Consider the following 24,860-nt stretch of genomic DNA (forward strand, 5'->3'; position numbering starts at 1 on the left):
CCAGGCCCGAACGGCCGCCGGGGCCGGCGAGCGCGAGGGCCTGGACTCGACGATCACACCATCGTCAGGACCATCGCCGGATCGGAGAGCATCGTCCCGAGGTCGACGAGGAACCGGGACCCCTGCTCTCCGTCGATGAGCCGATGGTCGAACGACAGCGACAGGGTCACGACCTGCCGGAGCACCACTTGCCCCTCGAACTCCCACGGGCGGCGGCGCACGGCTCCGAGCGCGATGATCGCGGCCTCGCCGGGGTTGAGGATGGGCGTCCCCGCGTCGACGCCGAAGACGCCGACGTTGGAGATCGTGATCGTGCCACCACGGAGTTCCGCCGGGGCGGTGCGTCCCTCGCGGGCCGTGCGCACGAGGTCCGCCACGGCGTCCGCGAGTTCGAACAGGCTGAGCTCCTCGGCCCGTGCGATGTTCGGGACGAGGAGCCCCCGCGGCGTCGCTGCGGCGATCCCGAGTCCGACGTGCCCGTACTCGACGATCTCCCCGGCAGCCTCGTCCCAGCTCGCGTTGACCGCGGGAGTGCGTCTCACGGCGATGCACACCGCTTTGGCGAGGACGGTCAGGATGTTGACCCGGTGGTCCCCGGTCCGAGGCGAGCGGGCGAGCGCGTCCAGCAGGGACATCGTCGGCGTCACGTCGACCGTCAGGAACTCCGTGACGTGGGGCGCCGTGAACGCACTGTTCACCATCGCCTCGGCGGTCCGGCGCCTGACCCCCGTGATCGGCCGACGCACCGACCCATCGGCCGCCGTGGCCGGCGCCTCTGGGGTCCCGGCCGGTGCCGCTCCCGCTCCGCGAGCACGCTCCGGCAGCTGCCCGCTCAGGCCGGTCGCAGCGCGCTCGACCTCCTCACGCGCGATCCGACCACCGACACCGGTGCCGACGAGCGTTCCGAGGTCGACGCCCAGATCGCGCGCGAGTCGCCGGACCGGCGGTGTCGCGCGGGGCCGGGAACGCTCCGGCACCGGGGCGGTGTGCGCCGGGGCAGGTGTGTCATCGCCGGCGGACCGGGCACGACGCCGTGGCCGTTCACCGCTCGCCGTGCGAGGGCCGTAGCCGACGAGGACCGGCTCGCGGTCCGCAGCCCCACTCGGACGGTCGACCTCCGCTCGGTCGGCCTCGGGGACCGACGGGGGCGGAGCGGTCTCACCATCGGGCGCGAAGTCGACGAGCGCTTCGCCGACGAGGACCGTCGTCCCCGGTTCGACGTGGAGCCTCGTGACCACGCCGGCGGTCGGCGCGGGCAGTTCGACGAGCGCCTTCGCGGTCTCGACCTCGGCGATCACCTGGTTGAGCTCGACGTGGTCGCCGACGGCGACGCGCCAGGACACGAGTTCGCTCTCGGTCAGACCTTCACCGAGATCGGGTAGGGAGAACCGCTTCATCGCCGTCCCTCCCCACCGGTCACAGGCCGGGCATCGGCCCTGCCCACAGCGGAGGCCGAGGACCGACGCCCCAGCGCCCGATCCACCCCGTCCAGGATCCGGTCGAGGTCCGGGAGGAAGTGGTCCTCGAGCGCCGACGCGGGGTAGGGGGTGTCGAACCCCGTCACCCGCACCGGGGCCTCTTCGAGGAGGTCGAAGCAGCGTTCGGTGATCGAGGCCGCCAGCTCGGCTCCGACCCCTCCGGAGCGTTGCGCCTCGTGCGTGATGACGAGTCGCCCGGTCTTCTCGACCGAGGCGGCGACCGCGTCGACGTCCAAGGGCGCGAGGGATCGGAGGTCGATCACCTCCAGGTCGACACCCTCGTCGGCCGCGGCCTCCGCAGCCTCGAGCGCCGTTTGGACGAGCGGACCGTAGGCGACCAACGTCGCGTCCGTGCCGGCGCGAACGGTCCGCGCACGGGTGAACGCGAGCGGATCGGCGGGGAGGTCGTCGAGGACCTCACCCTTCGTCCAGTACCGCCGCTTCGGTTCGAAGAACAGCACCGGGTCGTCGCACGCGATCGCCTGACGGATCATGGTGTGCGCGTCCTGGGGGTCCGAGCACGTCACCACGCGCAGTCCCGCCGTGTGCGCGAAGTACGCCTCCGGGGACTCGGAATGGTGCTCGACGGCGCCTATGCCTCCGCCGTACGGCACGCGGATGGTGACCGGCATGCGCACGGCGCCCTTCGTCCGGTAGTGCAGCTTCGCCAACTGCGCGACGATCTGGTCGAAGCCCGGATAGATGAACCCGTCGAACTGGATCTCGCACACCGGGCGGAAGCCTCGGAACGCCAGACCGATCGCCGCTCCGATGATCGCGGACTCCGCCAGCGGCATGTCGACGACGCGATCGGCGCCGAACTCAGCCTGGAGGCCGTCGGTCACCCGGAACACCCCGCCGAGTCGGCCGATGTCCTCGCCGAGCAACAGGACCCGGTCGTCATCGGCGAGGGCGTGGTGCAGTCCGGTGTTGATCGCCTTGCTGAGGGTGAGCGTGGTCATCGGGCACCACCGTCGAACATCGCGAGGTAGGAGCGGTACTCCTCGCGTTGCCGTTCGAGCCCGGGGTGGGCGGTGGCGTAGATCTCGTCGAAGAGCGAGAGCGGGTGAGGGGCAGGCAAGGCGAGGCAGCCCGCACGGACCCGGGCGGCCGCGGCGTCGGCGACGGACGCGACGTGGGCTCGGGCCGTCTCGTCGAGGACCCCTTCGGACTCCAGCAGACGCTCGAGACGGGTGATCGGATCCTTCGCACGCCATGACGCGACCTCGCTCTCGTCCCGGTACCGCGTCGGATCGTCCGAGGTGGTGTGCGGCCCCATGCGGTAGGTGACGGCCTCGATGAAGGTCGGCCCACCACCGGAACGTGCGCGGTCGACGGCGATCCGCATCGCCGCCGTCACGGCGAGCACGTCGTTGCCGTCGACCCGCATGCTCGGCACCCCGAAGCCCGGTGCCCGGTCCGCGATGGGGCGCTGGGCCTGCAGCCCGACGGGCTCGGAGATCGCGTACTGGTTGTTCTGGCAGAAGAAGACCACGGGTGCCTGGAAGCTCGCGGCCAGCACCAGCGCCTCGTTCACGTCGCCCTGACTCGTCGCTCCGTCGCCGAAGTAGGCCACGGCCACCGCGTCGGACCCGTCGCGCTGACAGCCCATCGCATAGCCCGTCGCATGGAGCGTCTGGGCACCGATGATGACCGCCGGCGTCGCCATGCCGACCGCGAACGGATCCCAGCCCGACAGCGCGGTCCCCCGCCACATCGCCATCAGTTGGTCGAGTTCGACGCCCCGGCAGTAGGCGACGGCCTGTTCGCGGTAGCTCGTGAAGACGAAGTCCCCGCGCCGCAGGACCCGCGCAGACCCCACCTGGGCGGCCTCCTGCCCGAGCGACGGTGGCCACAGACCGATCTCGCCCTGCCGTTGCAGAGCCGTCGCCTCCGTGTCGATGCGACGCGTGACGACCATGTCCTCGTAGAGCGCGAGCAGCTCGGCGTGACCGAGGTCGGCGACGAAGAGGTCGTAGAGGGCGTCCTCCTGACGGACGCCGTCCGGATCGAGGAGCTGGACGCACCCCTGGTCGACCGGGACCGGTTCGCGTGCATCACCGCCCCGCTCGTCGGAATCCTGCGGGAATTGGGTGTGAGTCTCCATCGACACGATGCACGCCGCCTTGAGTTCGGTGACCTCACGGCGGTGCCTCGTGAGCGATGCCGTGCCCTCGCGTCATCGCGAGGTGGTCCGAGGCTACGCCGGATCACCCTGGCGCTCAACCGTCGACACTCCGCGCAACGGCGAACGCCCGCCCCGCGGAAGCGGGACGGGCGTTCGGATACAGCTGGTGAGACCTAGCCTTCGGCCGGGGCCTCAGGGCCCTCGCTGGCAGCGTCGCTGCCGTGCGTGTCGGCCTCATCGGCGACGACCGGAGCGAGCGAGAGCTTGCCGCGGTCGTCGATCTTCGTGATCTCGACGAGGATCTTCTGGCCGACGCCGAGCACGTCTTCGACGTTCTCCACACGCTTGCCACCGGCGAGCTTGCGGACCTCGGAGATGTGCAGCAGGCCGTCCTTGCCCGGGAGCAGCGAGACGAACGCGCCGAACGCGGCGATCTTGACGACGGTTCCGAGGAACTGCTCGCCGACCTCCGGGTTGGTGGGGTTCGCGATCGCGTTGACCTGGGCACGAGCGGCCTCGGCCGACGGACCGTCGACGGCGCCGATGTAGACGGTGCCGTCCTCCTCGATGGAGATGTCGGCGCCGGTCTCGTCCTGGATCGAGTTGATCGTCTTGCCCTTCGGGCCGATCAGCTCGCCGATCTTGTCGACGGGGATCTGGACGCTGATGACGCGAGGCGCGGTCGGCGCCATCTCGTCGGGAGCGTCGATCGCCGCGTTCAGCACGGAGAGGATCGTCGTGCGGGCGTCCTTTGCCTGCTGGAGCGCACCGGTCAGGACCGAGGTCGGGATGCCGTCGAGCTTCGTGTCGAGCTGGATGGCCGTGACGAACTCGGAGGTACCGGCGACCTTGAAGTCCATGTCGCCCAGGGCGTCTTCGGCGCCGAGGATGTCGGTGAGCGCCGCGTAGCGGGTCTCACCGTCGACGACGTCCGAGATGAGGCCCATGGCGATACCGGCGACGGGTGCGCGGAGCGGCACACCGGCGTTCAGCAGCGACAGGGTCGAGGCGCAGACGGAACCCATCGAGGTCGAACCGTTGGACCCCAGGGCCTCGGAGACCTGACGGATCGCGTAGGGGAACTCCTCGCGGCTCGGCAGCACCGGCACGAGTGCACGCTCGGCGAGGAAGCCGTGCCCGATCTCGCGACGCTTCGGCGAACCGACCCGGCCGGTCTCACCGGTCGAGTAGGGCGGGAAGTTGTAGTGGTGCAGGTAGCGCTTCTTCGTGACGGGCGACAGCGAGTCGATCTGCTGCTCCATCTTGAGCATGTTCAGCGTGGTGACACCCAGGATCTGGGTCTCGCCGCGCTGGAAGATCGCGGAACCGTGGACGCGCGGGATGACCTGCACCTCGGCGTCGAGCGGACGGATGTCGGTCAGGCCGCGGCCGTCGATGCGGATGCCCTCGCGGAGGACACGACCGCGCATGACGACCTTCGAGACGGACTTGTAGGCCGCCGAGAACTGGGTGAGTACCTCGGCGTCGAGCGAACCGGCCTCGACGCGCTCGGTGATCTCCGCCTTGACGCGGTCCTTGAGGGCGTCGTCGGCGTTCTGGCGCTCGATCTTGTCGGCGATCTGGTAGACGTTCACCAGTTCGTCGTGTGCGAGACCGGCGACGGCGTCGTAGCTCTCCTGCGTGTACGGGAGGAACACGGGGTAGGCCGCGATCTCCTTGGCCGCCTGAGCGGCGAGTTCGCTCTGCGCCTTGACGAGCTGCTTGAGGAACGGCTTGGAGGCCTCGAGGCCGGCCGCGACGACCGCCTCGTCGGGCTTCGTGGCGCCGCCCTTGATGAGGTTCCAGCTGTTCTCGGTGGCTTCCGCCTCGACCATCATGATCGCGACGTCTTCGTTGCCGTTGGCGTCGGTCACGATGCGACCGGCGACGATGATGTCGAAGACGGCCTCCTCGAGCTGGTCGACCTTCGGGAAGGCGACCCACTGGTCGGCCTCGCCGGCCTGGCCGGGGATCAGCGCGAGACGGACGGCGCCGATCGGACCGGAGAACGGCAGACCCGAGATCTGGGTGGACATCGACGCCGCGTTGATCGCGAGGGCGTCGTAGAACTCACCCGGAGCGATCGAGAGGACGGTGATGACGATCTGGACCTCGTTGCGGAGGCCGGTGACGAACGACGGGCGCAGCGGCCGGTCGATGAGGCGGCAGACGAGGATCGCCTCGGTCGAGGGGCGGCCCTCACGACGGAAGAACGAACCGGGGATCTTGCCGGCGGCGTAGGAGCGCTCCTCGACGTCCACCGTGAGGGGGAAGAAGTCGAAGTTGTCCTTGGGGTGCTTTCCGGCCGAGGTGGCCGAGAGGAGCATGGTCTCCTCGTCGAGGTACGCGGCGATCGCGCCCTGTGCCTGCTGCGCGAGGCGGCCGGCTTCGAACCGGACCGTGCGCTTGCCGAACTTGCCGTTGTCGAGAACGGCCTCGGCGAACTTGATTTCTGGACCTTCCACAGGTCTCTCCTTCGTACGTGTGCGCTCCCGTCGAGTGACGGGCCGCGCGTCCCGAATGGACGCGCCGTCGAGCGCGGTCGTGCATGATGCAGCGCGCAACACAGCCGCAGTACTTGCTCAAGCCGCCCGGTCTTCCGGGACTTGGCTGGCCACCAGTAGAACACCACCCGCGGATCGCGAGGGATACACCACCGAGGACCAGCTTCCTGTCAGCTGGCTGTGCGCGGAGCGGACCATCACGGTCCGCCGTCGGTCAGCCTAGCAGAGGGGGGTTCGGCGATCCCCGGAACGACACGGATCCTCAGGTGATGGGCGGGGTGCCAGGAGCGTCGGGAGACGCCGCGCGCCGACGGTCACGTCCCCACGACACGAGCAGGAGGACCATCGCGACGGCCGCTCCGAGGAGGGTGTCGAGCACGCGCTCTCCCACGATCGCGAGCACCGGTTGCGTCGACGAGGACGTGCTGATGATGAGCACGAGCGGCGTGATGAAGACGAGCGCCAACGCGTAGTGCCGGATGACGACGAGCTCGATCGTGAACTGCAGGGCGGCGAGCACGAGCGCGAGGATGTAGCCGTGCGGCTGGAGCGAGGCCACGGCGAGGAAGATCCCGGCGCCGACGACCGTCCCGAGCACGCGGTGCACGCCGCGTGTCGCGCTCAGGGTGCGCGAGTGCCCGACGCTGAGGATCGCGACGGCGGACCCCGCGATCCAGTACCCGTGACCGAGGCCGAGGACCGCTCCGAGGGTCGCACTGATCGCGAGCGCGACCGTGAGGCGGGTCGCGATCCGGCGGTCGGTCGCGCTCAGCCGGTACTCGGGGAACAGCACGCGCATCGGCGTCGGCTTCCCCGCGCCGCGGCGGATGGCCGGCACGAGCAACGGCGCGACGACCACCAGCGAGGCGAAGGCGGAACCGGCCGCCACGAGCAGGATGACCAGTCCGCCGTCGAGCCCGGCGCCGCCGATCGGGACGGGCGCGGTCAGGTGGCCGGCGATGCCGAACACGAGGATGAAGAACAGCGCGCCCGGAGGGCCGAGGACGATGCCCTGCACCAGCCAGATCACCACCGACCCGACGACGATGAGGCCGATCGCGGTCAGCGGCCGAGAACCCGACATCGCGACACCCAGCGCCGCGGCCGTGACGAGTCCTGCTCCGATGAGCGGCAGCACCCGCAGACGGTCCCGGCGGCTGAGCGGCGCGCAGTAGAGCGCGGTGAACGCCCCGAGGCCGGTGAGCAGGCCGAGCGGCGTGAGTCCGAAGAACGTCGCGACCGCGACCGGCACGGCCATCGCGATCGCAGCCGTGAGGGCTGCCGGCCAGCGCTTGGGCGATGGCGCGAAGCTGATCAGCGAGGTCTTCAGACCGCGTTCAGCCATCCGGTCCTCCGCTCTCGTGCAACCATCCAACGCTACGCCATCCTGAGCCCGGCGCTCGGGCCCCCGTCGTCGCGCGGGCCGCCCCGGGCTACGCTGGTGCGAACCCCAGGAGGTGACGTTGACGCATCCCGCGCCGGCAGCCGCTCGCCCGAAGCAGCGGGTCCCGTTCTGGGACAACGCCCGTTTCGCGTGCATCACGCTCGTGGTCATGGGCCATGCGATCCAGCGCCTGACCTCCGAGTCCGACCCCGCGCTCGTCGTGTACCTGTTCCTCTACGCCTTCCACATGCCGGCGTTCGCGATCATCAGCGGGTACTTCTCGAAGTCGGCCCCTCCCGGACGACGACAGATGCGTCGGGTGATCACGGACATCCTCCTGCCCTACCTGATCATGGAGGGGATCTGGTCCCTCGTGCAGTTCCTCGTCGAGGGCAAGCGCGCGTTCAACCCGACCCAACCGTCGTGGACCCTCTGGTTCCTCCTCGCGCTCGGCATCTTCCGCCTCGTCCTGCCCTATCTCGCGCTCCTGCGCTGGCCATTGCTCTGGAGCGTCGTGATCTCGATCGGCGTCGGTTACCTCGACAACGTCGACAGCACGTTCTCACTCTCGCGCGCACTCGGGATCCTCCCGTTCTTCGTGCTCGGGTGGCAGATCAACCGCTGGCGGCTCGTGGACCGCTGGCGTCTCGTCCGCACGAGGGCCTGGTGGATCCGGATCGCCGCCGCCGCCGTCCTCATCGTGTGGGCGGTCGTCCTCGTCGTCGGGATCGACCTGTGGCGGCGCATCGACCTGCGCTACTGGTTCTTCTACGACCGGGGGTACACCGCGCTCGGCAACGAGGACGGGACGGGCGGCCTGGTGCGACTCGCGGCGATCCTGCTGGCCGTCGTCCTCACCGCGGCGTTCTTCGTGCTCGTCCCCCGCGGCCAGTCGTGGATCACCCGGTATGGCCAGTCGACGATGTACGTCTACCTGCTGCACTCCTTCGTGCTCTACCCCCTGCGTGAGTCGGGCGTCCTCTCCGACACGGGCAACCCGGAGCTCGTGCTCCTCGGCCTGCTGGTGCTGTCGGTCCTGATCGTCATCGTGCTCTCCAGCGGACCCGTGCGGCGCATCACGAGACCGCTCATCGAACCCCGGGCGGCGTTCATCTTCAGCCGCAAGCGGGCCTTCGACCCGGAGCCCCCTCGGAGCGACCCGACCGGGTCGCGCCGCGACGTCACGAGGTGACGAGGACGACCTTCCCACGGACGTGACCGTCGATGAGGTGGCGGTAGGCGTCGACGACCCGCTCGATGGGCCACACGCTGTCGATGGGGAGGACGATCTCACCCCGCGCGATCGACTCGCCGAGCGCTGCCAGCTCGTCGAGCGTCGCGTCCTGTCCACCGACGCCGCGGAACCCGTGCTCGGCGGCGAAGGGCCGGTCCGCGATCGTGTTGACCCGCTCCGGCGCGACGCCGAGGTCGCGCGCCAGCTCGAGGGTCGACCGGCCGTGCGTGTCGATGACGGCGGTGATCCCGCCAGGGGCCGCCTCGAGGACACGCTCGCGTAGCCCGTCGCCGTACTGGACGGGGATGATGCCGAGACCGCGGAGGAACTCCTGATTGGCCGCGCCGGCGGTGCCGAGCACGACCGCGCCCGTCCGCCTGGCGAGCTGTGCCGCGAGCACGCCGACCCCGCCGGCCGCAGCACTCACGAGCACCGTGTCCGGCTGCTGGACGCCGACGGCGGCGACCGACGCGATGGCCGCGCGTCCCGCGATGTCGAGGGCGCCGGCCTGCTCGATGGTGAGACCGTCCGGCACATGATGGAGGATGCCGGCCGGAGCGATGAGGAAGTCCGCCTGGGCGTGGAAGCGGTGTCCGCCGTAGACGTGGTCGCCCGTCGCGAATCCCTGGACGCCGCTCCCCACGCCGTCCACCACCCCGGCGAAGTCGTTGCCGTTCCCGCTCGGGACGTCCCGGCCGAAGGAGGCGAGCGCTTCGGGTGATGCCGCGAGCTTGTGGTCGACGGGGTTGAGCCCTGCGACGAGGACACGGACTCGGACCTCGTCGTGGCCGGGCACCGGGATGTCGCCCTCGACGAGGTGGAACACCTCGGGACCACCGAACCGGTCGAACCGCACGAACCTCGCCATGATGCCTCCTCTGCCGGCTCCCGCCGACCTCCATGCTCACACGCTTCCCGGGCGAGGACCACCCTGGCCGCAGGGGACGTCACGCGCCGTTCACCCGGCCGAGCGAGAATCACGGGCATGGCATGGGTCGATGAGCTGCAGACGGCGATCACGGCGTGGTTGCTCGCCATCGCGACGTCCGGCTGGGTGTTCGCGGCCCTGTACCTGCTGACGGTCGCCGACGCCTTCCTGGTCGTCCTGCCGAGCGAGACCGCGGTGACGGCGCTCGGCGCGATCTCGGCGTCGAGCGGCTCGCCGGACCTCGCTCTCCTCATCGGTGTGGCGTGGGCGGGTGCCGTGACCGGCGACGTGTCCTGCTACCTCCTCGGACGACGGATCGGGACCACACGGTTCGCCTGGATGCGGCGCCCGCGGGTCGCGGGCGCGATCGGACGTGCGGGCGTCGCGCTCGAGCGCCGCGCCGCTGCAGCCATCCTCACCGCGCGCTACATCCCGTTCGCGCGCATCGCGGTCAACCTCGTCGCCGGGGCGAGTGGGCTCCGCCCCCGTCGGTATCTTCCGATCACCGTCCTCGCAGGGCTCGCCTGGGCACTGTGGAACGTGGGCGTCGGAGCCGTCGTCGGCCGGTTCCTCCCGGATCAGCCGGTACTCGCGACCGCCGTCTCGATCGTCGTCGCCGTCGGCCTGGGCGTGACCGTCGACCGCATCAGCGCAGCCCTGGCCGCACGACGGCGACGGACACGGGCGTCACTCGACGAGCTCGCCCCGCGCCTTCTTGCCGACGATGGAATGCCGGCGGCTGTAGGCGAAGTAGATGATGAAGCCGAGCGCCAGCCAGACGAGGAACCGCACCCAGGTGAGCGTCGTCAGGTTGAGCATGAGCCAGACGCAGAGCACCGCTGAGAGGATCGGGAGGAACGGCGACCACGGGACGCGGAACGCGCGTGGCAGCTTCGGGTACTTCTTCCGCAGCACGATCACCGCGATGCTGACGAGCACGAACGCGGAGAGCGTCCCGATGTTGATCATCTCTTCGAGGATGCCCACGTCGGTCAGGCCGGCGATCAGCGCGACGAGCGCGCCGACGATGAGCTGCACCCGCACGGGTGTCTTGCGCTTCTCGGAGGTGACGCTGAGCGAGCGCGGGAGCAGGCCGTCGCGGCTCATGGCGAAGACCACGCGGGCGAGGCCGAGCAGGAGCACCATGATGACGGTCGTCAGGCCGGCGAGGATGCCGATCGAGATCACCTGCGCCGCCCAGTCCGCGCCCACCGCGATGAACGCCGTCGCGAGTGAGGGGTCCTCAGCCTCGGCGAGCGTCGTGTACGGCACCATGCCGGTGAGGACGAGGCTCACGCCGACGTAGAGGACGGTCACGATGGCGAGGCCACCGAAGATGCCGCGTGGCAGGTTGCGCTGCGGGTTCTTGACCTCTTCCGCGCTCGTGGCGACGACGTCGAACCCGATGAAGGCGAAGAAGACGAGTGAGGCACCGGCGAGCAGACCGAAGACGCCGTACTGCGCGGGCGCTGCCCCCGTCATGAAGGAGAACAGCGACTGCGACCAGGCGTCGGACGCCCCGCCCTTCGTCGGGACCTCGTCGGGGATGAACGGCGTGTAGTTCGCCGCCTTGACGAAGAAGGCGCCGACGACGATGACGAAGATGACGATCGCGACCTTGATGATCGTGAAGACGCTCGCGACACGCGAGGACAGCTTCGTCCCGAGGACGAGCAGGGTGGTGAAGATCGCGACGATGACGAACGCGCCCCAGCTGACCTTGAGCCCGAAGACGTCGAGCTCGCTCGGCACGTCCCAGCCCCAGAGCAGGAAGACGTTGCTGAGGTAGATGCCCCAGTACTTGGCGATGACGGCGGCCGCCGTGAGCATCTCCAGGATGAGGTCCCATCCGATGATCCACGCGAGGAGCTCACCGAGGGTGGCGTAGGTGAAGGTGTAGGCGGAGCCGGCGACGGGCACCGTGGAGGCGAACTCCGCGTAGCACATGATGGCGAGGGCACAGGTGACGGCCGCGAGGATGAACGCGAGCGACACGGACGGGCCCGCGTAGTTGCCCGCAGCCTTGGCTCCGACGGAGAAGATGCCGGCACCGACCGCGACCGCGACACCCATGATCATGAGATCCCAGGTGCCGAGGGTGCGCTTCAGACTGCGCCCTTCGACGCTGGAATCCGCGAGGGAGTCCTCGATGCTCTTCGTCCGCCAGATGCTCATGGTGCTCCTTGCCGTGGTGCGGTACCTCGTGGCCTCGCTCGAAGCCGACTCTCGACCTTGCCAGATGAGCAGGCCGAGGTCGAGTCGCAGACGGGATGTTCTCCAGCTGCCGGGTTCCTGGTACAACACGAACGGGCCGCCATCCCGGAGGATGACGGCCCGTCACGAAGAAGCTCGCGGTGTCAGCGCCCTTCGACAGGCTCAGGGACCGTGGGTCTCGTGAGCTGGCGGAGGGTTCAGAGTGCTGCCTAGCGGCGGAGTCCGAGGCGCTCGATCAGCGAGCGGTAGCGCTCGATGTCGACGGCCTGGAGGTAGCCGAGGAGGCGGCGACGCTGTCCGACCAGGAGCAGCAGGCCACGACGCGAGTGGTGGTCGTGCTTGTGCTCCTTGAGGTGCTCGGTGAGGTCCTTGATGCGGCGGGTCATGACCGCCACCTGGACCTCGGGGGATCCGGTGTCACCTGGGTGGGTTGCGTACTCTTCGATGATCGCCTTCTTACGGTCTCCTTCAAGCGCCATAGTGGTGATCCCCTCTCTGTTCGTTGCGCGGTGCCCGTCGCCTGATGCGTGGGCTCTCTTGATCCGCGGCCGTTCGACGGCAACCTTGTGATTCTAGCAGGTTCAGAGCGTGGGAGGTTCGCGATGCGTCGAGCGCCGCTTCGCGTTCGCCCGTTCCTCCGCTTCGCTGGCTGCGACCCGGCGTCGGCGACGCAGCACGAGGATGAGGGCGAGCGCGATGAGGTCCAGGACCAGGAAGGCGAGGAGCAACCAGACCCAGAGCGGCGGTCCGGCACCGGCGTTCGGCGCGGGTTCAGCCGCCGCCTCGGCCGCCTCGGCGGTCGTCGTGGAGTCGTAGACGAGCCGGACGGGGTCGCCGAGCGTGGCCCCGCCGTCGGCGTTCGTCGACACGAGGGCGAGGGTGATGTCGTACTCCCCCGCATCCGCGCCGCGAAGCCACTGGGTCATGTTGATCCTGGTGGACCATCCGCCGTCGCTCCCGATCTCGATCGGCTGCCCGTCGAAGCGGAACTCGGTCGCCCCCGTCCCGCCGGTGGACTGCAGGTCGCACGACGCATCATCGGCCGTGGAGCTGCTGAAGCAGGCCTTCGCCGAGTCGTAGAGGTCGATCGAGCGCCAGTAGGACAGCACGACGTCGGCACCCGGGTCGGCGGTGCCGGTGACGTCGAATCCGCTGACCTGCTCGCCGTCCAGGGTGTAGTCGACGCGGTAGACGGTGTCGCCGTCGGTCGGGCTCTCGATCGTCCCAGTGCCGGCGGCCGACGCGGGAGCGGATGCGGCGAGCGGCAGGACGACGGATCCGGCGCCGATCGACACCGCCACCACGGCGAGCGCCGCGGTACGAGCGGCACGCTGCAGCAGCGAACCGAGTCGACGCGCTCCGGGGATCACCTGGCCACCACTCCCTCCGGCGACGCCGGACGGCGACGCACGCCACCAGTATCCCAAAGACCGGGGCGCCGAGCCTGGGAACGACGGAGGCCGGGACCGCCCCCGCCGATCCCCGCCCGCATCGGGGCGATCGGACGGAGTCGTCCGATCAGGCCCCGAGACCGCCGAGCAGCTCGGAGAACGGGCGATCGAGCGCGAACGGGTCGTCCAGGCGCCCGGAACGGTCCGAGGCCGCCACGAGTGCGCTCAACTCGCCGGCCGCGCGGTCGATCCGCGCCGGCAGGGCGCCGACCTGCGCGTCGCCCGACCCCCAGTCCTCGGAGGCCGCGAACACGGCGGTCGGCACGGTCACCGCCCGCAGGTAGGCGAACAAGGGACGCACGGCGTATTCGAGGGCGAGCGAATGCCTGGCCGACCCACCCGTCGCACCGAGGGCGACGGGCACCCCGGTCAAGGCGGTCGGCTCCACCACGTCGAAGAACGACTTGAACAAACCGGAGTAGCTGGAGGAGAAGATCGGCGTCACCGCGATCACGCCGTCGGCGGCGGTCATGGCTTCGATCGCCTCGGACAACCGTGGACTGGGGAACCCGGTCAGCAGGTTGTTCGTGATGTCCTGCGCGAGGTCGCGCAGCTCGATCGACGTCGTCTCGACCGTGTACCCGTCCTGCTCGAGGCGCGCCACGGTGGCGTCGCGGAGGCGGTCGGCGAGGAGGCGTGTGGACGACGGTTGACTGAGGCCGGCCGACACGACGGCGAGCGTGCGCTTCGCGTTCATCGGGTCGCCCCGACCGCCGCCGCGCCGAACGCCGAACCGGATGCGACCCGGCTCGTCTCGACCGCACCGGAGCGCGAAGCGAGTTCCGCCTCAGCGGCCGCGACCATCGACGCGTGCGTCGGCGCCTCCGGCACGTCGGCCGGACGATCCTTCGCGAACTCCTTGCGGAGCACCGGCACGACCTCGCCGCCGAGGATCTCGAGCTGGTCGAGCACCGTCGCGAGCGGGAGCCCGGCGTGATCCATGAGGAACAGCTGACGCTGGTAGTCGCCGAAGGTCTCGCGCATCCCGGCGTACCGGTCGATGACCTGCTGCGGGCTGCCGACGGTGAGCGGCGTCTGCTCGGTGAAGTCCTCGAGCGTCGGCCCGTGACCGTACACGGGGGCGTTGTCGAAGTACGGCCGGAACTGGGCGACGGCGTCCTGCGAGTTCTTCGCCATGAACGCCTGGCCGCCGAGTCCGACGATCGCCTGCGCGGCCGTGCCGTGTCCGTAGTGCTCGAACCGCTGACGGTACAGCTGGATGAGGCGCATGTAGTGCTCCTTCGGCCAGAAGATGTTGTTCGCGAAGAAGCCGTCGCCGTAGTAGGCCGCCTGCTCGGCGATCTCGGGGCTCCGGATGGAGCCGTGCCACACGAAGGGCGGCACGCCGTCGAGCGGTCGCGGTGTGGACTGGAAGCCCTGCAGCGGGGTGCGGAACTGGCCCTGCCAGTCGACGTAGTCCTCTCGCCAGAGGCGGTGGAGCAACGCGTAGTTCTCGATCGCGAGGTTGATGCCCTCGCGGATGTCCTTGCCGAACCAGGGGTAGACGGGCCCCGTGTTGCCGCGGCCCATGATGAGGTCGACCCGGCCGCCGGCCAGGTGCTGCAGCATGGCGTAGTCCTCGGCGATCTTCACCGGGTCGTTCGTGGTGATGAGCGTCGTGCTCGTCGAGAGGATGAGGTCCGTGGTCTTCGCCGCGATGTAGCCGAGCATGGTCGTGGGACTCGACGGGACGAAGGGCGGGTTGTGGTGCTCGCCGGTCGCGAAGACGTCGAGACCGACCTCCTCAGCCTTCACAGCGATCGCGACCATCGCCTCGATGCGCTCGTGCTCGGTGGGCGTGATCCCGGTGGTCGGGTCGGTGGTGACATCCCCCACCGTGAAGATTCCGAATTGCATCATGCGCTCCCACTCGCTCTTTCATGCGTTTGCATGGATATTCAGGACAACGGCGTTCACGCCCGCGCTATTCCCGGCCCGTTCGGCATCCTGTCCACAGCGCGCCGCGCGAGCCGTACGCCGTGTCGGCGGGCTATGGCAGGATCACCGCATGAACGGCTCACCGAACCCTTCGTCCAGCATGCCGACACCGGCCCCTCGGCACGTGTGCGGCATCGTCCCACCCTGGTTGCTCGAGCGCATCGCCGAACTCGACGCTCCGCAGCTGGCGCGTGCCGCCAGTGCCGCGCGGTACTCGCTGCTCGCCACGCGACCATACCGCTTCCCCGAGCCCGGGTCGGAGCGGGCCACTGATCCCGTGCGTAGCGCCACGGCCGGCAAGCGTCCGGTCGGCACCCCGGAGCGCAGCATCCACGACGCCCGGCGGACCGAGACCCTCTCGGGCACGCTCGTCCGCTCGGAGGGTGAGCCCGCCACCACCGACGCCGCGGTCTCCGCCGCCTACGACGGCCTCGGAGACACCCACGCCCTCTTCGCCGAGGCGTTCGCACGCGACTCCATCGACGGCCGCGGGCTGCCCTTGCTCGCCACGGTGCACTACGGCGACGACTACGACAACGCGTTCTGGAACGGCGAGCAGATGGTCTTCGGCGACGGCGACGGCGAGGTCTTCCGCAGCTTCACCAGCTCCTTGAGCGTCATCGGCCACGAGCTGGCCCACGGCGTGACGCAGTACACGGCGAACCTCGTCTACGAGGGGCAGCCCGGAGCGCTCAACGAACACGTGTCCGACGTCTTCGGCGCCCTCGTCGAACAGCACGCGCGCGGCGAGGACGCGGCATCGGCGTCCTGGCTCATCGGCGAAGGGCTCTTCACGGACGAGGTCGAGGGCAACGCACTGCGTTCCATGCTCGCCCCGGGTACGGCCTACGACGACGACGTCCTCGGCAAGGACCCGCAGCCGGCGCACTTCGACGACTACATCGAGACGACCGACGACAACGGAGGCGTCCACCTCAACTCCGGCATCCCCAACCGGGCGTTCGCGACGCTCGCCGTCGCCCTCGGCGGCAACGCCTGGGAGCGTGCGGGGCTCATCTGGTACGACACCCTCGTCGGCGGCCTGTCGGAGCGCGCCGACTTCGCAACCTTCGCCGCGGCGACGATCGCTGCGGCCGCCGCCAGGTTCGGTGTGGACTCGGAGGAGCACGCCGCGGTCGGGCAGGCGTGGGCGCTCGTCGGTATCGAGCCGTCCGCCTGAGCGTCGTGGCAGCGCCCGGGCTCGCGGAGTAGCATCGCGGCATGAAGGTCACGGTGACGAGGAGCGGCGGTGTGGCCGGTCTCACCCGACGCTGGGAGGTCGTCGTCGACGAGCAGCCCGACGTCGACCGGTGGATCGTCCTGCTCGACCGCCTCCCGTGGGACGACACCCCACAAGGACCACCGGTCCCGGATCGGTACGTCTACCGCATCAGATGCGCGCCCAAGGAAGCCACCCTCGGCGAGCAGCAGCTCACCGGTCCCTGGCAGGAACTCGTCGAACGGGTGCGCGCCGTCCAGCCGCCACGCGACTGACGATTCCTCGCCAGTCGCGTGACGCCGACGGCGTCAGTGCTGCGGGAAGCGCTCCGCCAGCAGTTCGATCGTCCGCTCACGTGCGGGCACCGAGTTCGACGGTGTGCCCTCCCGTGCCGACCCGACGGGCGACACCATGACCTCGTCCACACCGAAGCGGTCGGCGAGACCCTGCAGCTCCGCCGCAGCCTGGTCGGCGTCGCCGATGATCCAGGCAGCGCGCATCTGCTCGACGAAGCCGAGCTCGAGATCGCTCTGCTCGGTCGCGGCGGCCTCTTCGACGGTCGCGATGGGTCCGAGCGGCTTGCCGGAACGCAGTCTCGCCATCTGCTGCAGGTTGGGGAGCGCCAACGCCTCCGCCTCGGCGGCCGTGTCGGCGACCACGGCGTTCGCGGTCAGGAAGGTGCGAGGCGCGTCGAGATGTGCGGACGGCTGGAAACTGGACCGGTAGAGCTCGAGGGCCCGAGCCGTCCCCTGGCCGGAGAAGTGGTGCGCGAAGACGTAGGGCAGTCCGAGTGCTGCGGCGAGCGCCGCCGAGTAGTCGCTCGAACCGAGCAACCACACGTCCGGCACACTGCCGGCCTTCGGCGTCCCCCGCAGGGCGTACTCCTCGCCGGAGGTCATCCGCACGCTCGCACCGTCGACGCCGAGGAGGGCGACGATGTCCTGCACGTTGTTCGGGAACCGGTCGACGTCGCTCGTGTTGCCGGACTGGCGGAGCACGGCGGAGATGACGGGGTCGCTGCCCGGTGCCCGGCCGAGGCCGAGGTCGATGCGACCGGGCGCGGAGGCCTCGAGGAGCGCGAACTGCTCGGCGACGACGAGCGGCGCGTGGTTCGGGAGCATCACGCCGCCGGAGCCGACCCGGATGCGCTGCGTGGCGGCGGCCAGGATGCCGATGACGACCGCGGGGTTCGTCGATGCGACGGACGGCATGTTGTGGTGCTCGGCCACCCAATACCGGTGGTACCCCAGCTCGTCGGCGCGCTTCGCCAGGGCGATCGTCGCTGCGAGGGCAGCCGCGGTGTCCTGGTCGGTGCGGACGGGGATGAGATCCAGTATCGAGAGTCGCATGGTCACCTTTCGTCGCGCTGCCGAACGGCGACAGACGCATCAGGGTGCAGCGCTCGGACGGCCTGACATATTCCGCCTCGGCGACCGCAGTGGATTCCCAGGGCGATCCAAGCCGGATGCCACACCTGACGCGTACGCTGGACGCCCGCGACCGTGAAGGAGCACAGCATGGGATTCCTCGATCGACTGCTCGGACGCCCCGAGTCCGATGGACCTGTCCAGGCGACGGCCGGCGGGAACCCGGCTCCGGCCCGCGCGCGGACGGAGGACGAGATCGCCGTGGAACGCTACCGCTACCTCCTGCGGACCGCGCCGCCGGAGACCATCGAACAGGTCCACGAAGAGGCCTTCACGAAGCTCACCCCCGAGCAGCGGGGCATCCTGTACCGACAGTTGTCGGAGGACGCCCCGACCGGTGAGGCACCGGCCGACGACTCCCCCAAGGCCCTCGCGCGTTCGGCCACCCGGGCCGAGGTGCGGCAGCCTGGGACCCTCGAGCGCAACCTCGGTCCGCAGGGCGGCGGGATGGGCTTCGGTGGCATGCTGGCCAGCTCCATGCTCGGCACCATCGCCGGTGTCGTGGTCGGTTCGGCCATCGCGCAGGCGTTCATCCCGGACACCGTCGGGACCGATGCCGCAGCCGATGCCGGTGGCGCCGATCAGAGCGGTGCCGAGGCCGGGGCGGGAGACGGCGCGGCGACCGACACCTCCGCAGCCGACAGCTCCGCCGACGGCGGTGGCTGGGGTGACGGTGGATTCGGCGACTTCGGTGGCGGCGGCGACTTCGGTGGCGGCGGCGACTTCGGGTTCTGAGCCCTACCGGCACCCTTGGAGCGCCGACGCGTGTCCGTCAGCGCCGCTGACCACCCGCGGTACGCGCAGGAGCGGCCGTCCGGAGTTCCACGGCCCGCTGGGCGAGCAACTCGATGACCGCTTCGATCCGTGCATCCCGGTGCGCGTCGTCGGACCGCTCCACCCACATCGCGAGTTCCCGCTGTGCGCTGTTCGGCAGGCCGCGGAAGAACGACAATCGACCGGCGTCGTCGATCGCCTCCTCGAGGTCCGGCCGCAGCCGCACCACCGTGCCGGTCGCCGAGAGCGGCGCGGCTCCCACATCAGCGTGTCTGCCCATGCGGCAACGGTAGTGGGTCGGGCGGCAGCCGTCGAGCAGCTCGGTCCTGACCGACCTCGGCAGGGTCCTCGGGCCGTCAGGACCTCAGGCGAGTTCCCATGACGCGACGCCACCGCCGACGACGACGAACACCGGGTGCGGCTGCGGTCGCCAGACCTTCGCCCACCGGGACGCGACGTCCGGGCTACGTCCGAGCAGGTGTCGCCGCAGGTTGCCCCATTCGTAGTCGAGCTGGCCGTCGGTCACGACGAGGGGTTCCGGGAGGACGCCGGAGGCGACGACACGCGCACGGTCGAAGACGATGTCGCGCTCCTGCGCCTCGTCGGCGACACCGTTGAGGTAGGCCGCGATCGCCTCCAGCGGTTCGTCGGCCTCGAGGAAGCGCTGGAGCTGCGGGTGTGCACGAAGGCTCGATCCGGGCTCCTGCAGGACCCGTTGGGCGATCAGCCCCTCACGCCAGGACGAGGTCAGCGCCTGGGCGTCGAAGTACCGGGGATGGATCGACCAGAGACGCATGACTCCATCCTGCCCGAGGGCGCTGACAACCGACTCCGGGCAGCCCCTGCCCCTCGCCGCGGAGCCCTGCCGCGACGCGCGTAGGCTGAGGTGCATGTCTGAGCGCGCACCATTCCGTCACCCGATGCCCCGGTGAGCGCTGCACCCGCATCCGGGCGGCGCGGGCTCCTCGTCGATCTGAGTCCGCTCCGGGAGAGTCCCGCCTTCGCCCGGCTGTGGATCGGCGGCGCGATCACCGGGATCGGCGGTCAGATGACCATCGTCGCCGTCGGGCTCCAGGTCTACGACCTCACCGCGTCGACGTTCGCCGTCTCACTCGTGGGCGTCATCGCCCTCATCCCGATGATCTGCTTCGGGCTCTACGGGGGCATGCTCGCGGACGCGTTCGACCGACGCACGGTCGCCCTGACGGCCGCCGTGGTCACGTGGGTGTCGACGGCGATCATCGCGGTGCTCGCCTGGAGTGGCTCAGAGGTGGTCTGGCCCCTGTACCTCCTCACGACGATCAACGCCGTGTCGACGACCATCGTCGGGACGACGCGGCAGGCGATCCTCCCCCGGCTGCTGCCGGCCCGCCTCCTGCCGTCCGCCGCGGCGTTGTCCGGCATCGCCGCGGGGGTCATGGTGACGGTCGGTCCCGCACTCGCCGGCGTCCTCGTGGCCAGTGTCGGATTCCGCTGGACCTACACGATCGACGTCGTGCTGTTCGTCGCCGCCTTCCTCGGGATCGCGTCGCTGCCGAAGATCCTGCCCGAAGGCGGCGTCAGTCGACTTCCGGGCCTCGCGAGCCTGGTCGACGGCTGGACCTTCCTCCGGACGGCCCCCAACGTCCGGATGACGTTCATCGTCGACATCGTCGCGATGACGTTCGGCAACCCACGGGTGCTCTACCCCGCCGTCGGCACCCTGTTGCTCGGTGGCGGCGCGATCACCGTCGGGGTCTTGACCGCAGCCGGCGCGGTCGGCACCCTGCTGTCGAGCCTCGTCTCCGGACGACTCGGCCGGATCGACCGCCAGGGCCGCGCCATCGAGCGGGCCATCATCGTCTACGGGCTCGCCATCGCCTGCGTCGGCGCGGTCCTCGCGTGGGTCACGTTCTCCGGAACGGCGACCCCCGATGCGGCAGACGCGAACCTGCCCGCCATCGTGATCGCGGCGATCGCACTCGCCGTCGCCGGAGCGGCCGACAACATCAGTTCGATCTTCCGGATGACGATCCTCCAGGCGGCCGTGCCCGATGCCGTCCGAGGCCGGCTGCAGGGCGTCTTCACCGTCGTCGTGACCGGCGGACCCCGCGTCGGCGACCTCTACATCGGCCTCGCCGCGTCTGCCTTCGCGCTCTGGGTACCGGCGCTCGCCGGCGGACTCCTGGTCGTCGTGCTCGTCTGGACGCTCGTCCGCGTCCAGGGGGCCTTCCGACGCTACGACGCCAGGACGCCGACCCCGTAGCGCCTAGGCGGGGGCCGTGGCGATCGAGAAGACGTCGCGACCGCTGAGCGAGGCCCGGCCGGGCAGCCCCTCGAGCTCGAGCACCAGCCCGAGCCCTGCCACCTCGTATCCGGCGCGCTCGATGAGGTTGACCGCCGCGCCGCAGCTGCCGCCCGTCGCGAGCACGTCGTCGAGGATGAGCACACGCGTCCCGGCCGGCAACTGCTCGGTGCGCAACTCCAGGGCGGCGGCACCGTACTCGAGTCCGTAGTCCTCGCGGAGCACCTCACCCGGCAGCTTGCCCGCCTTGCGGATGGGGACCAGCCGCGTGTGCGTCGCGTACGCGACCGCCGCGGCGAGCAGGAACCCGCGGGCCTCGACACCGGCGACCGCGTCGAAGCGACCCTCGAAGCGCGCCGCCAGCTCGTCGATGATCGCGCGGAAGGCGTCGGCGTCGGCGAAGACCGGGGTCAGGTCGCGGAACAGGATGCCGGGCGTCGGGAAGTCCGGAATGGTCGCCGTCAGGCGGTCGACGTACTGGGTTGCGGTGGTCATGTGGTCCTCGTTCGGTCTGGGAGACATGCGACACCCCTCGCCTCAGGGACGCGTCGGTCGAGAGAGACGAGGGGTGACCTGCGGATGGTTACTTGACGCCCAGGAGGTCGATCACGAAGACGAGCGTCTGGCCGGAGAGCTGGTGGCCGCTGCCGGCCGGGCCGTAGGCGAGCTCCGGCGGGACCGTGAGCTTGCGACGGCCGCCGACCTTCATGCCGGGGATGCCGTGCTGCCAGCCCTGGATGAGGTTGCGCAGCGGGAAGTTGATGGACTGCCCGCGGCTCCAGGAGGAGTCGAACTCCTCGCCGGAGTCGTAGCCGACGCCGAGGTAGTGGACGTCGACGGTCGAGGAGGCCTGGGCCTCGTCGCCCTCGCCGAGGAAGATGTCCTCGATGACGAGTTCGGTGGGGGCCGGGCCCGTGGGGGCGTCGACCTCGGGCTTGGTGCGTGCTGAATCGGTCATGACTCCATCCAAGCAGTTCCGCCTGATCGGTTCACGCGGATTTCGCTGAGCGCGTGACGCCCCGGGCCGACGCCGGGTGGGGTGGTCGTGGCGCTGCGCCCGGTACTTGGGGGTTGCGGGCCGTGGCACCCGGGTGCATGCTGGAGGCACAGACCAACTCATCGCCCGGGCGACTCGCAGGCATTGCCGCAGCACCGGGCGATGAGTCTGTCCGGGGCCGTCGCCCGGGGATCCGCCTCGCATCCCGTTCCGTCGTGTCCGGGCATCCGCAGCTCGGACCGGTATGTCCACAACGCCCGCGCCCGACGCGCCTGCGATACCGTAGACGGGTGAAGTTCGCCCATTTCGTCGCCACAGACCATCAGCCGAGTGCTCCCGCAGAGCCGCGGGTCCGACTCGCCGTCATCAGCGACACCGGGGCGGTGTTCCTCGACGAGATCCTCGAGGACGCCCCGCGCGACCTCCAGGAGCTCATCGAGCGCGGCCCCGCCGAGCTGGACCGCGTGCGGAGTTTCGTCGAGACGTCGCTCGCCCACGGTGTCAGCGGAGAACCCCTCGACGGGCTCGTCCACGCGTCCGCGGTCCTCCGTCCGCCGACGATCCTCGCGGTCGGGCTCAACTACTCGGCGCACTCGCAGGAGCTCAATCTCAAGACCGACAACGCCCCCACCATCTTCGGCCTGTGGGCGAACTCGCTCACCGGTCACGAAGGCACCACGAGCTGGCCGGCGGCGATCAGCGAGCAGGTGGACTACGAGGCGGAGCTCGGTGTCGTCATCGGCCGGGCCGCTCGCGACGTCGATGCGGCCGATGCGCTCGGGTACGTGTTCGGGTACACCGTCGTCAACGACATCACCGCCCGCAACATCCAGTACTCCGAGGCACAGTGGTCACGCTGCAAGTCCTTCGACGGGTTCACCCCGACCGGCCCGGTCGTCGTGACCGCGGACGAGATCCCCGACCCGCAGGACCTCCACATCTCGACCGTCCTCGACGGCGTGACGCTCCAGGACTCCTCGACCAGTCACATGGTCCGCAGCGTCGCGACGCTCATCGAACACTTGTCGGGCTCCGCGACCCTCCTGCCCGGAACGCTCATCTCGACGGGCAGCCCGGGCGGCGCGGGATACTCGCGCGATCCGCAGGTCTTCCTGACCGACGGCGCGACCGTCACCGTGTCCGTCGAAGGCGTCGGATCGCTCACGACGCACTGCACGGTCACCGCCGGGTAGCGACTCCCCCACAGCACACGACGAAGCCGTCCGGACCCTGGTCCGGACGGCTTCGTCGTGTACAGCCGCGTCGGTCAGCGGCTCGGGTCGGAGTCCGCTCCCGGGATCGGCAGGTCGATGATCGGGATGGCCGAGGTGATGGCCTCGATCCCCGAGAGCCGCGCGGGCGAGAGCTGCTTCGTCACCTCGTCGCGCGTCATGAGGTTGGCCTCGACCACGAGGTCCGCGACGTTGCGGCCCGTGAGCAGCGCGGTCTTCGCGAGCGCCGCAGCCGACTGGTACCCGATGAACGGGGTCAGGGCGGTGATGACGCCGACGGAGGCACCGACCATCACCTCGAGCCGTTCCTCGTTCGCCGTGATGCCGTCGATGCAGTTCACCCGCAGCGTTTTGCACGCCTGTGCCATCCAGACGATGCTCTGCAGCAGCGAGTGGGCGATGACCGGTTCGAAGGCGTTGAGCTGCAACTGCCCGGCCTCGGCCGCCATCGTGACCGTCATGTCGGCGCCGACGACGCTGAACGCCACCTGGTTCACGACCTCCGGGATGACCGGGTTGACCTTGCCCGGCATGATGCTCGATCCGGCCTGTCGGGGCGGCAGGTTGATCTCGCCGAGACCGGCTTGCGGACCGCTCGACAGCAGACGCAGGTCGTTGCAGATCTTGGAGAGCTTGATGGCACTCCGCTTCAGGGTGCCGCTGAACGACATGAACCCGCCGGCGTCGCTCGTCGACTCGATGAGGTCGGGTGCCGTAGTGAGCGCGAGGCCCGTGATCTGGTTGAGGTGACGGACGACGGCCTCCGCGTAGCGCGGGTCGGCGGTGATCCCCGTCCCGATCGCGGTGGCGCCGAGGTTGACCTCGGCGAGCAGCCAGAGGGTCTCGTGGAGGCGGTCGTAGTCCTCGTTCAGCGTCGTGGCGAAGCCGTGGAACTCCTGCCCGAGGGTCATCGGGACGGCGTCCTGGAGCTGCGTTCGCCCGACCTTGAGGACGTGGGAGAACTCGACGGACTTCGCGCTGCACGAGTCGCGCAGCAGGCCGAGCTCCGTCAGGAGGAACTGCAGTGAGAACGCGAGCGCGATCTTGATCGAGGTCGGGTAGACGTCGTTGGTGGACTGCGACCGGTTGGTGTCGTCGAGCGGATGCAGGAACTGGTACTCGCCCTTGGCATGACCGGCGAGCTCGAGCGCGATGTTCGTGATCACCTCGTTCGCGTTCATGTTCGTCGACGTACCCGCGCCGCCCTGGATCACGCCCACGATGAACTCCTCGTGGAAGTCACCGTCGATGATGATCTGGCACGCGCGGTCGATGAGGTTCGCCTTCGCCGGGTCGAGGACCCCGATCTCGGCGTTCGCGCGGGCGGCGGCCTGCTTGACGCTCGCGATGGCGACGACGAGGTCGGGGTAGACGGAGATCGGACGCTTCGTGATGGGGAAGTTCTCGAGCGCGCGTGCCGTGTGGATGCCCCAGTACGCGTCGGCCGGGATCTCCATCGAACCGAGTGAATCCGACTCCGTCCGAGTCTCGTCGCTGTTCGTCCTGTCCGCCATGTCGTCGTCTGCTCCAAGGGTGGTGGGGATGCTGCTGCTGGTGGTGCTGATCGTCACTCGTGGCTCCGTTGCCTGGTGGGTGGATGTCCCTTCCAGCGTAGCCGGGTGCGATCCGCGATGCCTCTGCGGTGTCTTGGACCCGAGACGGTTCCGT

At 69.8% G+C, this 24,860-nt stretch carries 23 protein-coding genes and 1 pseudogene; 7 read left to right on the top strand and 17 right to left on the bottom strand.

What is annotated here, in order from left to right; all coding sequences use genetic code 11:
- Window positions 1-53: 53 nt before the first annotated feature.
- The 5 genes from EAO79_RS15590 to EAO79_RS15610 all read right to left on the bottom strand — a co-directional run bounded on the left by EAO79_RS15590 (window position 54) and on the right by EAO79_RS15610 (window position 7,455).
- On the bottom strand, window positions 54-1,397 hold the full coding sequence (locus EAO79_RS15590; protein ID WP_124769532.1) for a dihydrolipoamide acetyltransferase family protein: 1,344 nt from the start codon (window positions 1,395-1,397) through the stop codon (window positions 54-56).
- Entirely contained in the window at window positions 1,394-2,440 is a 1,047-nt protein-coding gene (locus EAO79_RS15595; protein ID WP_124769533.1) for an alpha-ketoacid dehydrogenase subunit beta, read from the bottom strand. The genes EAO79_RS15590 and EAO79_RS15595 overlap by 4 nt, the downstream gene beginning before the upstream one ends.
- Entirely contained in the window at window positions 2,437-3,585 is a 1,149-nt protein-coding gene (gene pdhA, locus EAO79_RS15600; protein ID WP_124769534.1) for a pyruvate dehydrogenase (acetyl-transferring) E1 component subunit alpha, read from the bottom strand. Before pdhA ends, EAO79_RS15595 begins: the two co-directional genes overlap by 4 nt.
- Before the next feature lie 194 nt (window positions 3,586-3,779).
- On the bottom strand, window positions 3,780-6,071 hold the full coding sequence (locus EAO79_RS15605) for a polyribonucleotide nucleotidyltransferase (protein WP_079707114.1): 2,292 nt from the start codon (window positions 6,069-6,071) through the stop codon (window positions 3,780-3,782).
- 301 nt (window positions 6,072-6,372) lie between these two features.
- Window positions 6,373-7,455: an FUSC family protein gene (locus EAO79_RS15610; protein WP_164486955.1), complete on the bottom strand. Its 1,083-nt coding sequence runs from the start codon at window positions 7,453-7,455 to the stop codon at window positions 6,373-6,375.
- Window positions 7,456-7,573: 118 nt separating this feature from the next.
- Between EAO79_RS15610 and EAO79_RS15615 the strand changes: the two genes are divergently transcribed.
- Window positions 7,574-8,686, top strand: coding sequence for an acyltransferase family protein (locus EAO79_RS15615; RefSeq protein ID WP_241160905.1), 1,113 nt, complete (start codon window positions 7,574-7,576; stop codon window positions 8,684-8,686).
- Here the strand turns inward: EAO79_RS15615 and EAO79_RS15620 are convergent.
- Window positions 8,676-9,596 (bottom strand): NADP-dependent oxidoreductase, encoded by a 921-nt coding sequence (locus tag EAO79_RS15620; RefSeq protein ID WP_124769537.1) that lies wholly within the window; start codon window positions 9,594-9,596, stop codon window positions 8,676-8,678. The two genes, EAO79_RS15615 and EAO79_RS15620, sit on opposite strands and share 11 nt — an antisense overlap.
- A 117-nt stretch (window positions 9,597-9,713) precedes the next feature.
- Here EAO79_RS15620 and EAO79_RS15625 point away from each other — a divergent pair.
- Window positions 9,714-10,199 (top strand): annotated as a pseudogene (locus EAO79_RS15625) (DedA family protein); the annotation flags it as partial.
- Window positions 10,200-10,343: 144 nt separating this feature from the next.
- Here the strand turns inward: EAO79_RS15625 and EAO79_RS15630 are convergent.
- From EAO79_RS15630 to EAO79_RS15650, 5 genes are all read right to left on the bottom strand, one after another.
- Complete coding sequence (locus EAO79_RS15630) at window positions 10,344-11,831, bottom strand: amino acid permease (RefSeq protein WP_071262327.1); 1,488 nt, start codon at window positions 11,829-11,831, stop codon at window positions 10,344-10,346.
- A gap of 248 nt (window positions 11,832-12,079) precedes the next feature.
- Window positions 12,080-12,349, bottom strand: a complete 270-nt coding sequence (rpsO, locus tag EAO79_RS15635; protein ID WP_056012204.1) for a 30S ribosomal protein S15 — start codon at window positions 12,347-12,349, stop codon at window positions 12,080-12,082.
- Window positions 12,350-12,451: 102 nt separating this feature from the next.
- On the bottom strand, window positions 12,452-13,240 hold the full coding sequence (locus EAO79_RS15640) for a hypothetical protein (protein ID WP_124769538.1): 789 nt from the start codon (window positions 13,238-13,240) through the stop codon (window positions 12,452-12,454).
- A 148-nt stretch (window positions 13,241-13,388) separates the two neighbouring features.
- Window positions 13,389-14,018, bottom strand: a complete 630-nt coding sequence (locus tag EAO79_RS15645) for an FMN reductase (RefSeq protein ID WP_124769539.1) — start codon at window positions 14,016-14,018, stop codon at window positions 13,389-13,391.
- Window positions 14,015-15,178 (bottom strand): LLM class flavin-dependent oxidoreductase, encoded by a 1,164-nt coding sequence (locus EAO79_RS15650; protein ID WP_079707385.1) that lies wholly within the window; start codon window positions 15,176-15,178, stop codon window positions 14,015-14,017. Before EAO79_RS15650 ends, EAO79_RS15645 begins: the two co-directional genes overlap by 4 nt.
- A 151-nt stretch (window positions 15,179-15,329) precedes the next feature.
- On the opposite strand from EAO79_RS15650, the gene EAO79_RS15655 reads away from it, so the two are divergent.
- Both EAO79_RS15655 and EAO79_RS15660 read left to right on the top strand, forming a co-directional pair.
- Window positions 15,330-16,439, top strand: coding sequence for a M4 family metallopeptidase (locus EAO79_RS15655; protein ID WP_241160906.1), 1,110 nt, complete (start codon window positions 15,330-15,332; stop codon window positions 16,437-16,439).
- 41 nt (window positions 16,440-16,480) lie between these two features.
- The gene (locus EAO79_RS15660; RefSeq protein WP_064294474.1) at window positions 16,481-16,753 is read left to right on the top strand and encodes a protealysin inhibitor emfourin; all 273 of its coding nucleotides are present in this window, start codon (window positions 16,481-16,483) and stop codon (window positions 16,751-16,753) included.
- Window positions 16,754-16,786: 33 nt separating this feature from the next.
- Here EAO79_RS15660 and EAO79_RS15665 read toward each other — a convergent pair whose 3' ends face one another.
- Window positions 16,787-17,827, bottom strand: a complete 1,041-nt coding sequence (locus EAO79_RS15665) for an LLM class flavin-dependent oxidoreductase (protein ID WP_124769540.1) — start codon at window positions 17,825-17,827, stop codon at window positions 16,787-16,789.
- Window positions 17,828-17,995: 168 nt separating this feature from the next.
- Between EAO79_RS15665 and EAO79_RS15670 the strand changes: the two genes are divergently transcribed.
- Window positions 17,996-18,640, top strand: a complete 645-nt coding sequence (locus tag EAO79_RS15670; RefSeq protein ID WP_124769541.1) for a hypothetical protein — start codon at window positions 17,996-17,998, stop codon at window positions 18,638-18,640.
- Window positions 18,641-18,677: 37 nt separating this feature from the next.
- Here EAO79_RS15670 and EAO79_RS15675 read toward each other — a convergent pair whose 3' ends face one another.
- Both EAO79_RS15675 and EAO79_RS15680 read right to left on the bottom strand, forming a co-directional pair.
- Window positions 18,678-18,959 (bottom strand): YdeI/OmpD-associated family protein, encoded by a 282-nt coding sequence (locus EAO79_RS15675; protein WP_079707121.1) that lies wholly within the window; start codon window positions 18,957-18,959, stop codon window positions 18,678-18,680.
- 84 nt (window positions 18,960-19,043) lie between these two features.
- A complete protein-coding gene (locus EAO79_RS15680) occupies window positions 19,044-19,475 on the bottom strand; it encodes a pyrimidine dimer DNA glycosylase/endonuclease V (RefSeq protein WP_079707123.1) in 432 nt (143 codons plus the stop codon).
- Between the two features lie 132 nt (window positions 19,476-19,607).
- On the opposite strand from EAO79_RS15680, the gene EAO79_RS15685 reads away from it, so the two are divergent.
- Window positions 19,608-20,924 carry an MFS transporter gene (locus EAO79_RS15685; RefSeq protein WP_206428244.1) on the top strand — a complete coding sequence of 439 codons (1,317 nt, stop codon included), beginning with the start codon at window positions 19,608-19,610 and terminating at the stop codon, window positions 20,922-20,924.
- A 3-nt stretch (window positions 20,925-20,927) separates the two neighbouring features.
- Here EAO79_RS15685 and EAO79_RS15690 read toward each other — a convergent pair whose 3' ends face one another.
- The gene (locus EAO79_RS15690) at window positions 20,928-21,458 is read right to left on the bottom strand and encodes an adenine phosphoribosyltransferase (protein WP_124769542.1); all 531 of its coding nucleotides are present in this window, start codon (window positions 21,456-21,458) and stop codon (window positions 20,928-20,930) included.
- Between the two features lie 88 nt (window positions 21,459-21,546).
- Complete coding sequence (locus EAO79_RS15695; RefSeq protein WP_064294480.1) at window positions 21,547-21,921, bottom strand: FKBP-type peptidyl-prolyl cis-trans isomerase; 375 nt, start codon at window positions 21,919-21,921, stop codon at window positions 21,547-21,549.
- Window positions 21,922-22,250: 329 nt separating this feature from the next.
- On the opposite strand from EAO79_RS15695, the gene EAO79_RS15700 reads away from it, so the two are divergent.
- A complete protein-coding gene (locus tag EAO79_RS15700; protein ID WP_371413648.1) occupies window positions 22,251-23,153 on the top strand; it encodes a fumarylacetoacetate hydrolase family protein in 903 nt (300 codons plus the stop codon).
- A gap of 74 nt (window positions 23,154-23,227) precedes the next feature.
- Here the strand turns inward: EAO79_RS15700 and EAO79_RS15705 are convergent, their stop codons facing one another.
- On the bottom strand, window positions 23,228-24,706 hold the full coding sequence (locus EAO79_RS15705; protein ID WP_086474295.1) for an aspartate ammonia-lyase: 1,479 nt from the start codon (window positions 24,704-24,706) through the stop codon (window positions 23,228-23,230).
- Window positions 24,707-24,860 lie beyond the last annotated feature (154 nt).

This window comes from Plantibacter sp. PA-3-X8, assembly GCF_003856975.1.
GTDB lineage: Bacteria > Actinomycetota > Actinomycetes > Actinomycetales > Microbacteriaceae > Plantibacter > Plantibacter auratus.

Excerpts from the sequence above, each read along its gene's own strand:
- EAO79_RS15590 (WP_124769532.1), bottom strand. The coding sequence starts at position 1,397 with ATGAAGCGGTTCTCCCTACCCGATCTCGGTGAAGGTCTGACCGAGAGC.
- EAO79_RS15595 (WP_124769533.1), bottom strand. The coding sequence starts at position 2,440 with ATGACCACGCTCACCCTCAGCAAGGCGATCAACACCGGACTGCACCAC.
- pdhA (WP_124769534.1), bottom strand. The coding sequence starts at position 3,585 with ATGGAGACTCACACCCAATTCCCGCAGGATTCCGACGAGCGGGGCGGT.
- EAO79_RS15610 (WP_164486955.1), bottom strand. The coding sequence starts at position 7,455 with ATGGCTGAACGCGGTCTGAAGACCTCGCTGATCAGCTTCGCGCCATCG.
- EAO79_RS15620 (WP_124769537.1), bottom strand. The coding sequence starts at position 9,596 with ATGGCGAGGTTCGTGCGGTTCGACCGGTTCGGTGGTCCCGAGGTGTTC.
- EAO79_RS15630 (WP_071262327.1), bottom strand. The coding sequence starts at position 11,831 with ATGAGCATCTGGCGGACGAAGAGCATCGAGGACTCCCTCGCGGATTCC.
- rpsO (WP_056012204.1), bottom strand. The coding sequence starts at position 12,349 with ATGGCGCTTGAAGGAGACCGTAAGAAGGCGATCATCGAAGAGTACGCA.
- EAO79_RS15645 (WP_124769539.1), bottom strand. The coding sequence starts at position 14,018 with ATGAACGCGAAGCGCACGCTCGCCGTCGTGTCGGCCGGCCTCAGTCAA.
- EAO79_RS15650 (WP_079707385.1), bottom strand. The coding sequence starts at position 15,178 with ATGCAATTCGGAATCTTCACGGTGGGGGATGTCACCACCGACCCGACC.
- EAO79_RS15655 (WP_241160906.1), top strand. The coding sequence starts at position 15,330 with ATGAACGGCTCACCGAACCCTTCGTCCAGCATGCCGACACCGGCCCCT.
- EAO79_RS15660 (WP_064294474.1), top strand. The coding sequence starts at position 16,481 with ATGAAGGTCACGGTGACGAGGAGCGGCGGTGTGGCCGGTCTCACCCGA.
- EAO79_RS15665 (WP_124769540.1), bottom strand. The coding sequence starts at position 17,827 with ATGCGACTCTCGATACTGGATCTCATCCCCGTCCGCACCGACCAGGAC.
- EAO79_RS15670 (WP_124769541.1), top strand. The coding sequence starts at position 17,996 with ATGGGATTCCTCGATCGACTGCTCGGACGCCCCGAGTCCGATGGACCT.
- EAO79_RS15675 (WP_079707121.1), bottom strand. The coding sequence starts at position 18,959 with ATGGGCAGACACGCTGATGTGGGAGCCGCGCCGCTCTCGGCGACCGGC.
- EAO79_RS15680 (WP_079707123.1), bottom strand. The coding sequence starts at position 19,475 with ATGCGTCTCTGGTCGATCCATCCCCGGTACTTCGACGCCCAGGCGCTG.
- EAO79_RS15690 (WP_124769542.1), bottom strand. The coding sequence starts at position 21,458 with ATGACCACCGCAACCCAGTACGTCGACCGCCTGACGGCGACCATTCCG.
- EAO79_RS15695 (WP_064294480.1), bottom strand. The coding sequence starts at position 21,921 with ATGACCGATTCAGCACGCACCAAGCCCGAGGTCGACGCCCCCACGGGC.
- EAO79_RS15705 (WP_086474295.1), bottom strand. The coding sequence starts at position 24,706 with ATGGCGGACAGGACGAACAGCGACGAGACTCGGACGGAGTCGGATTCA.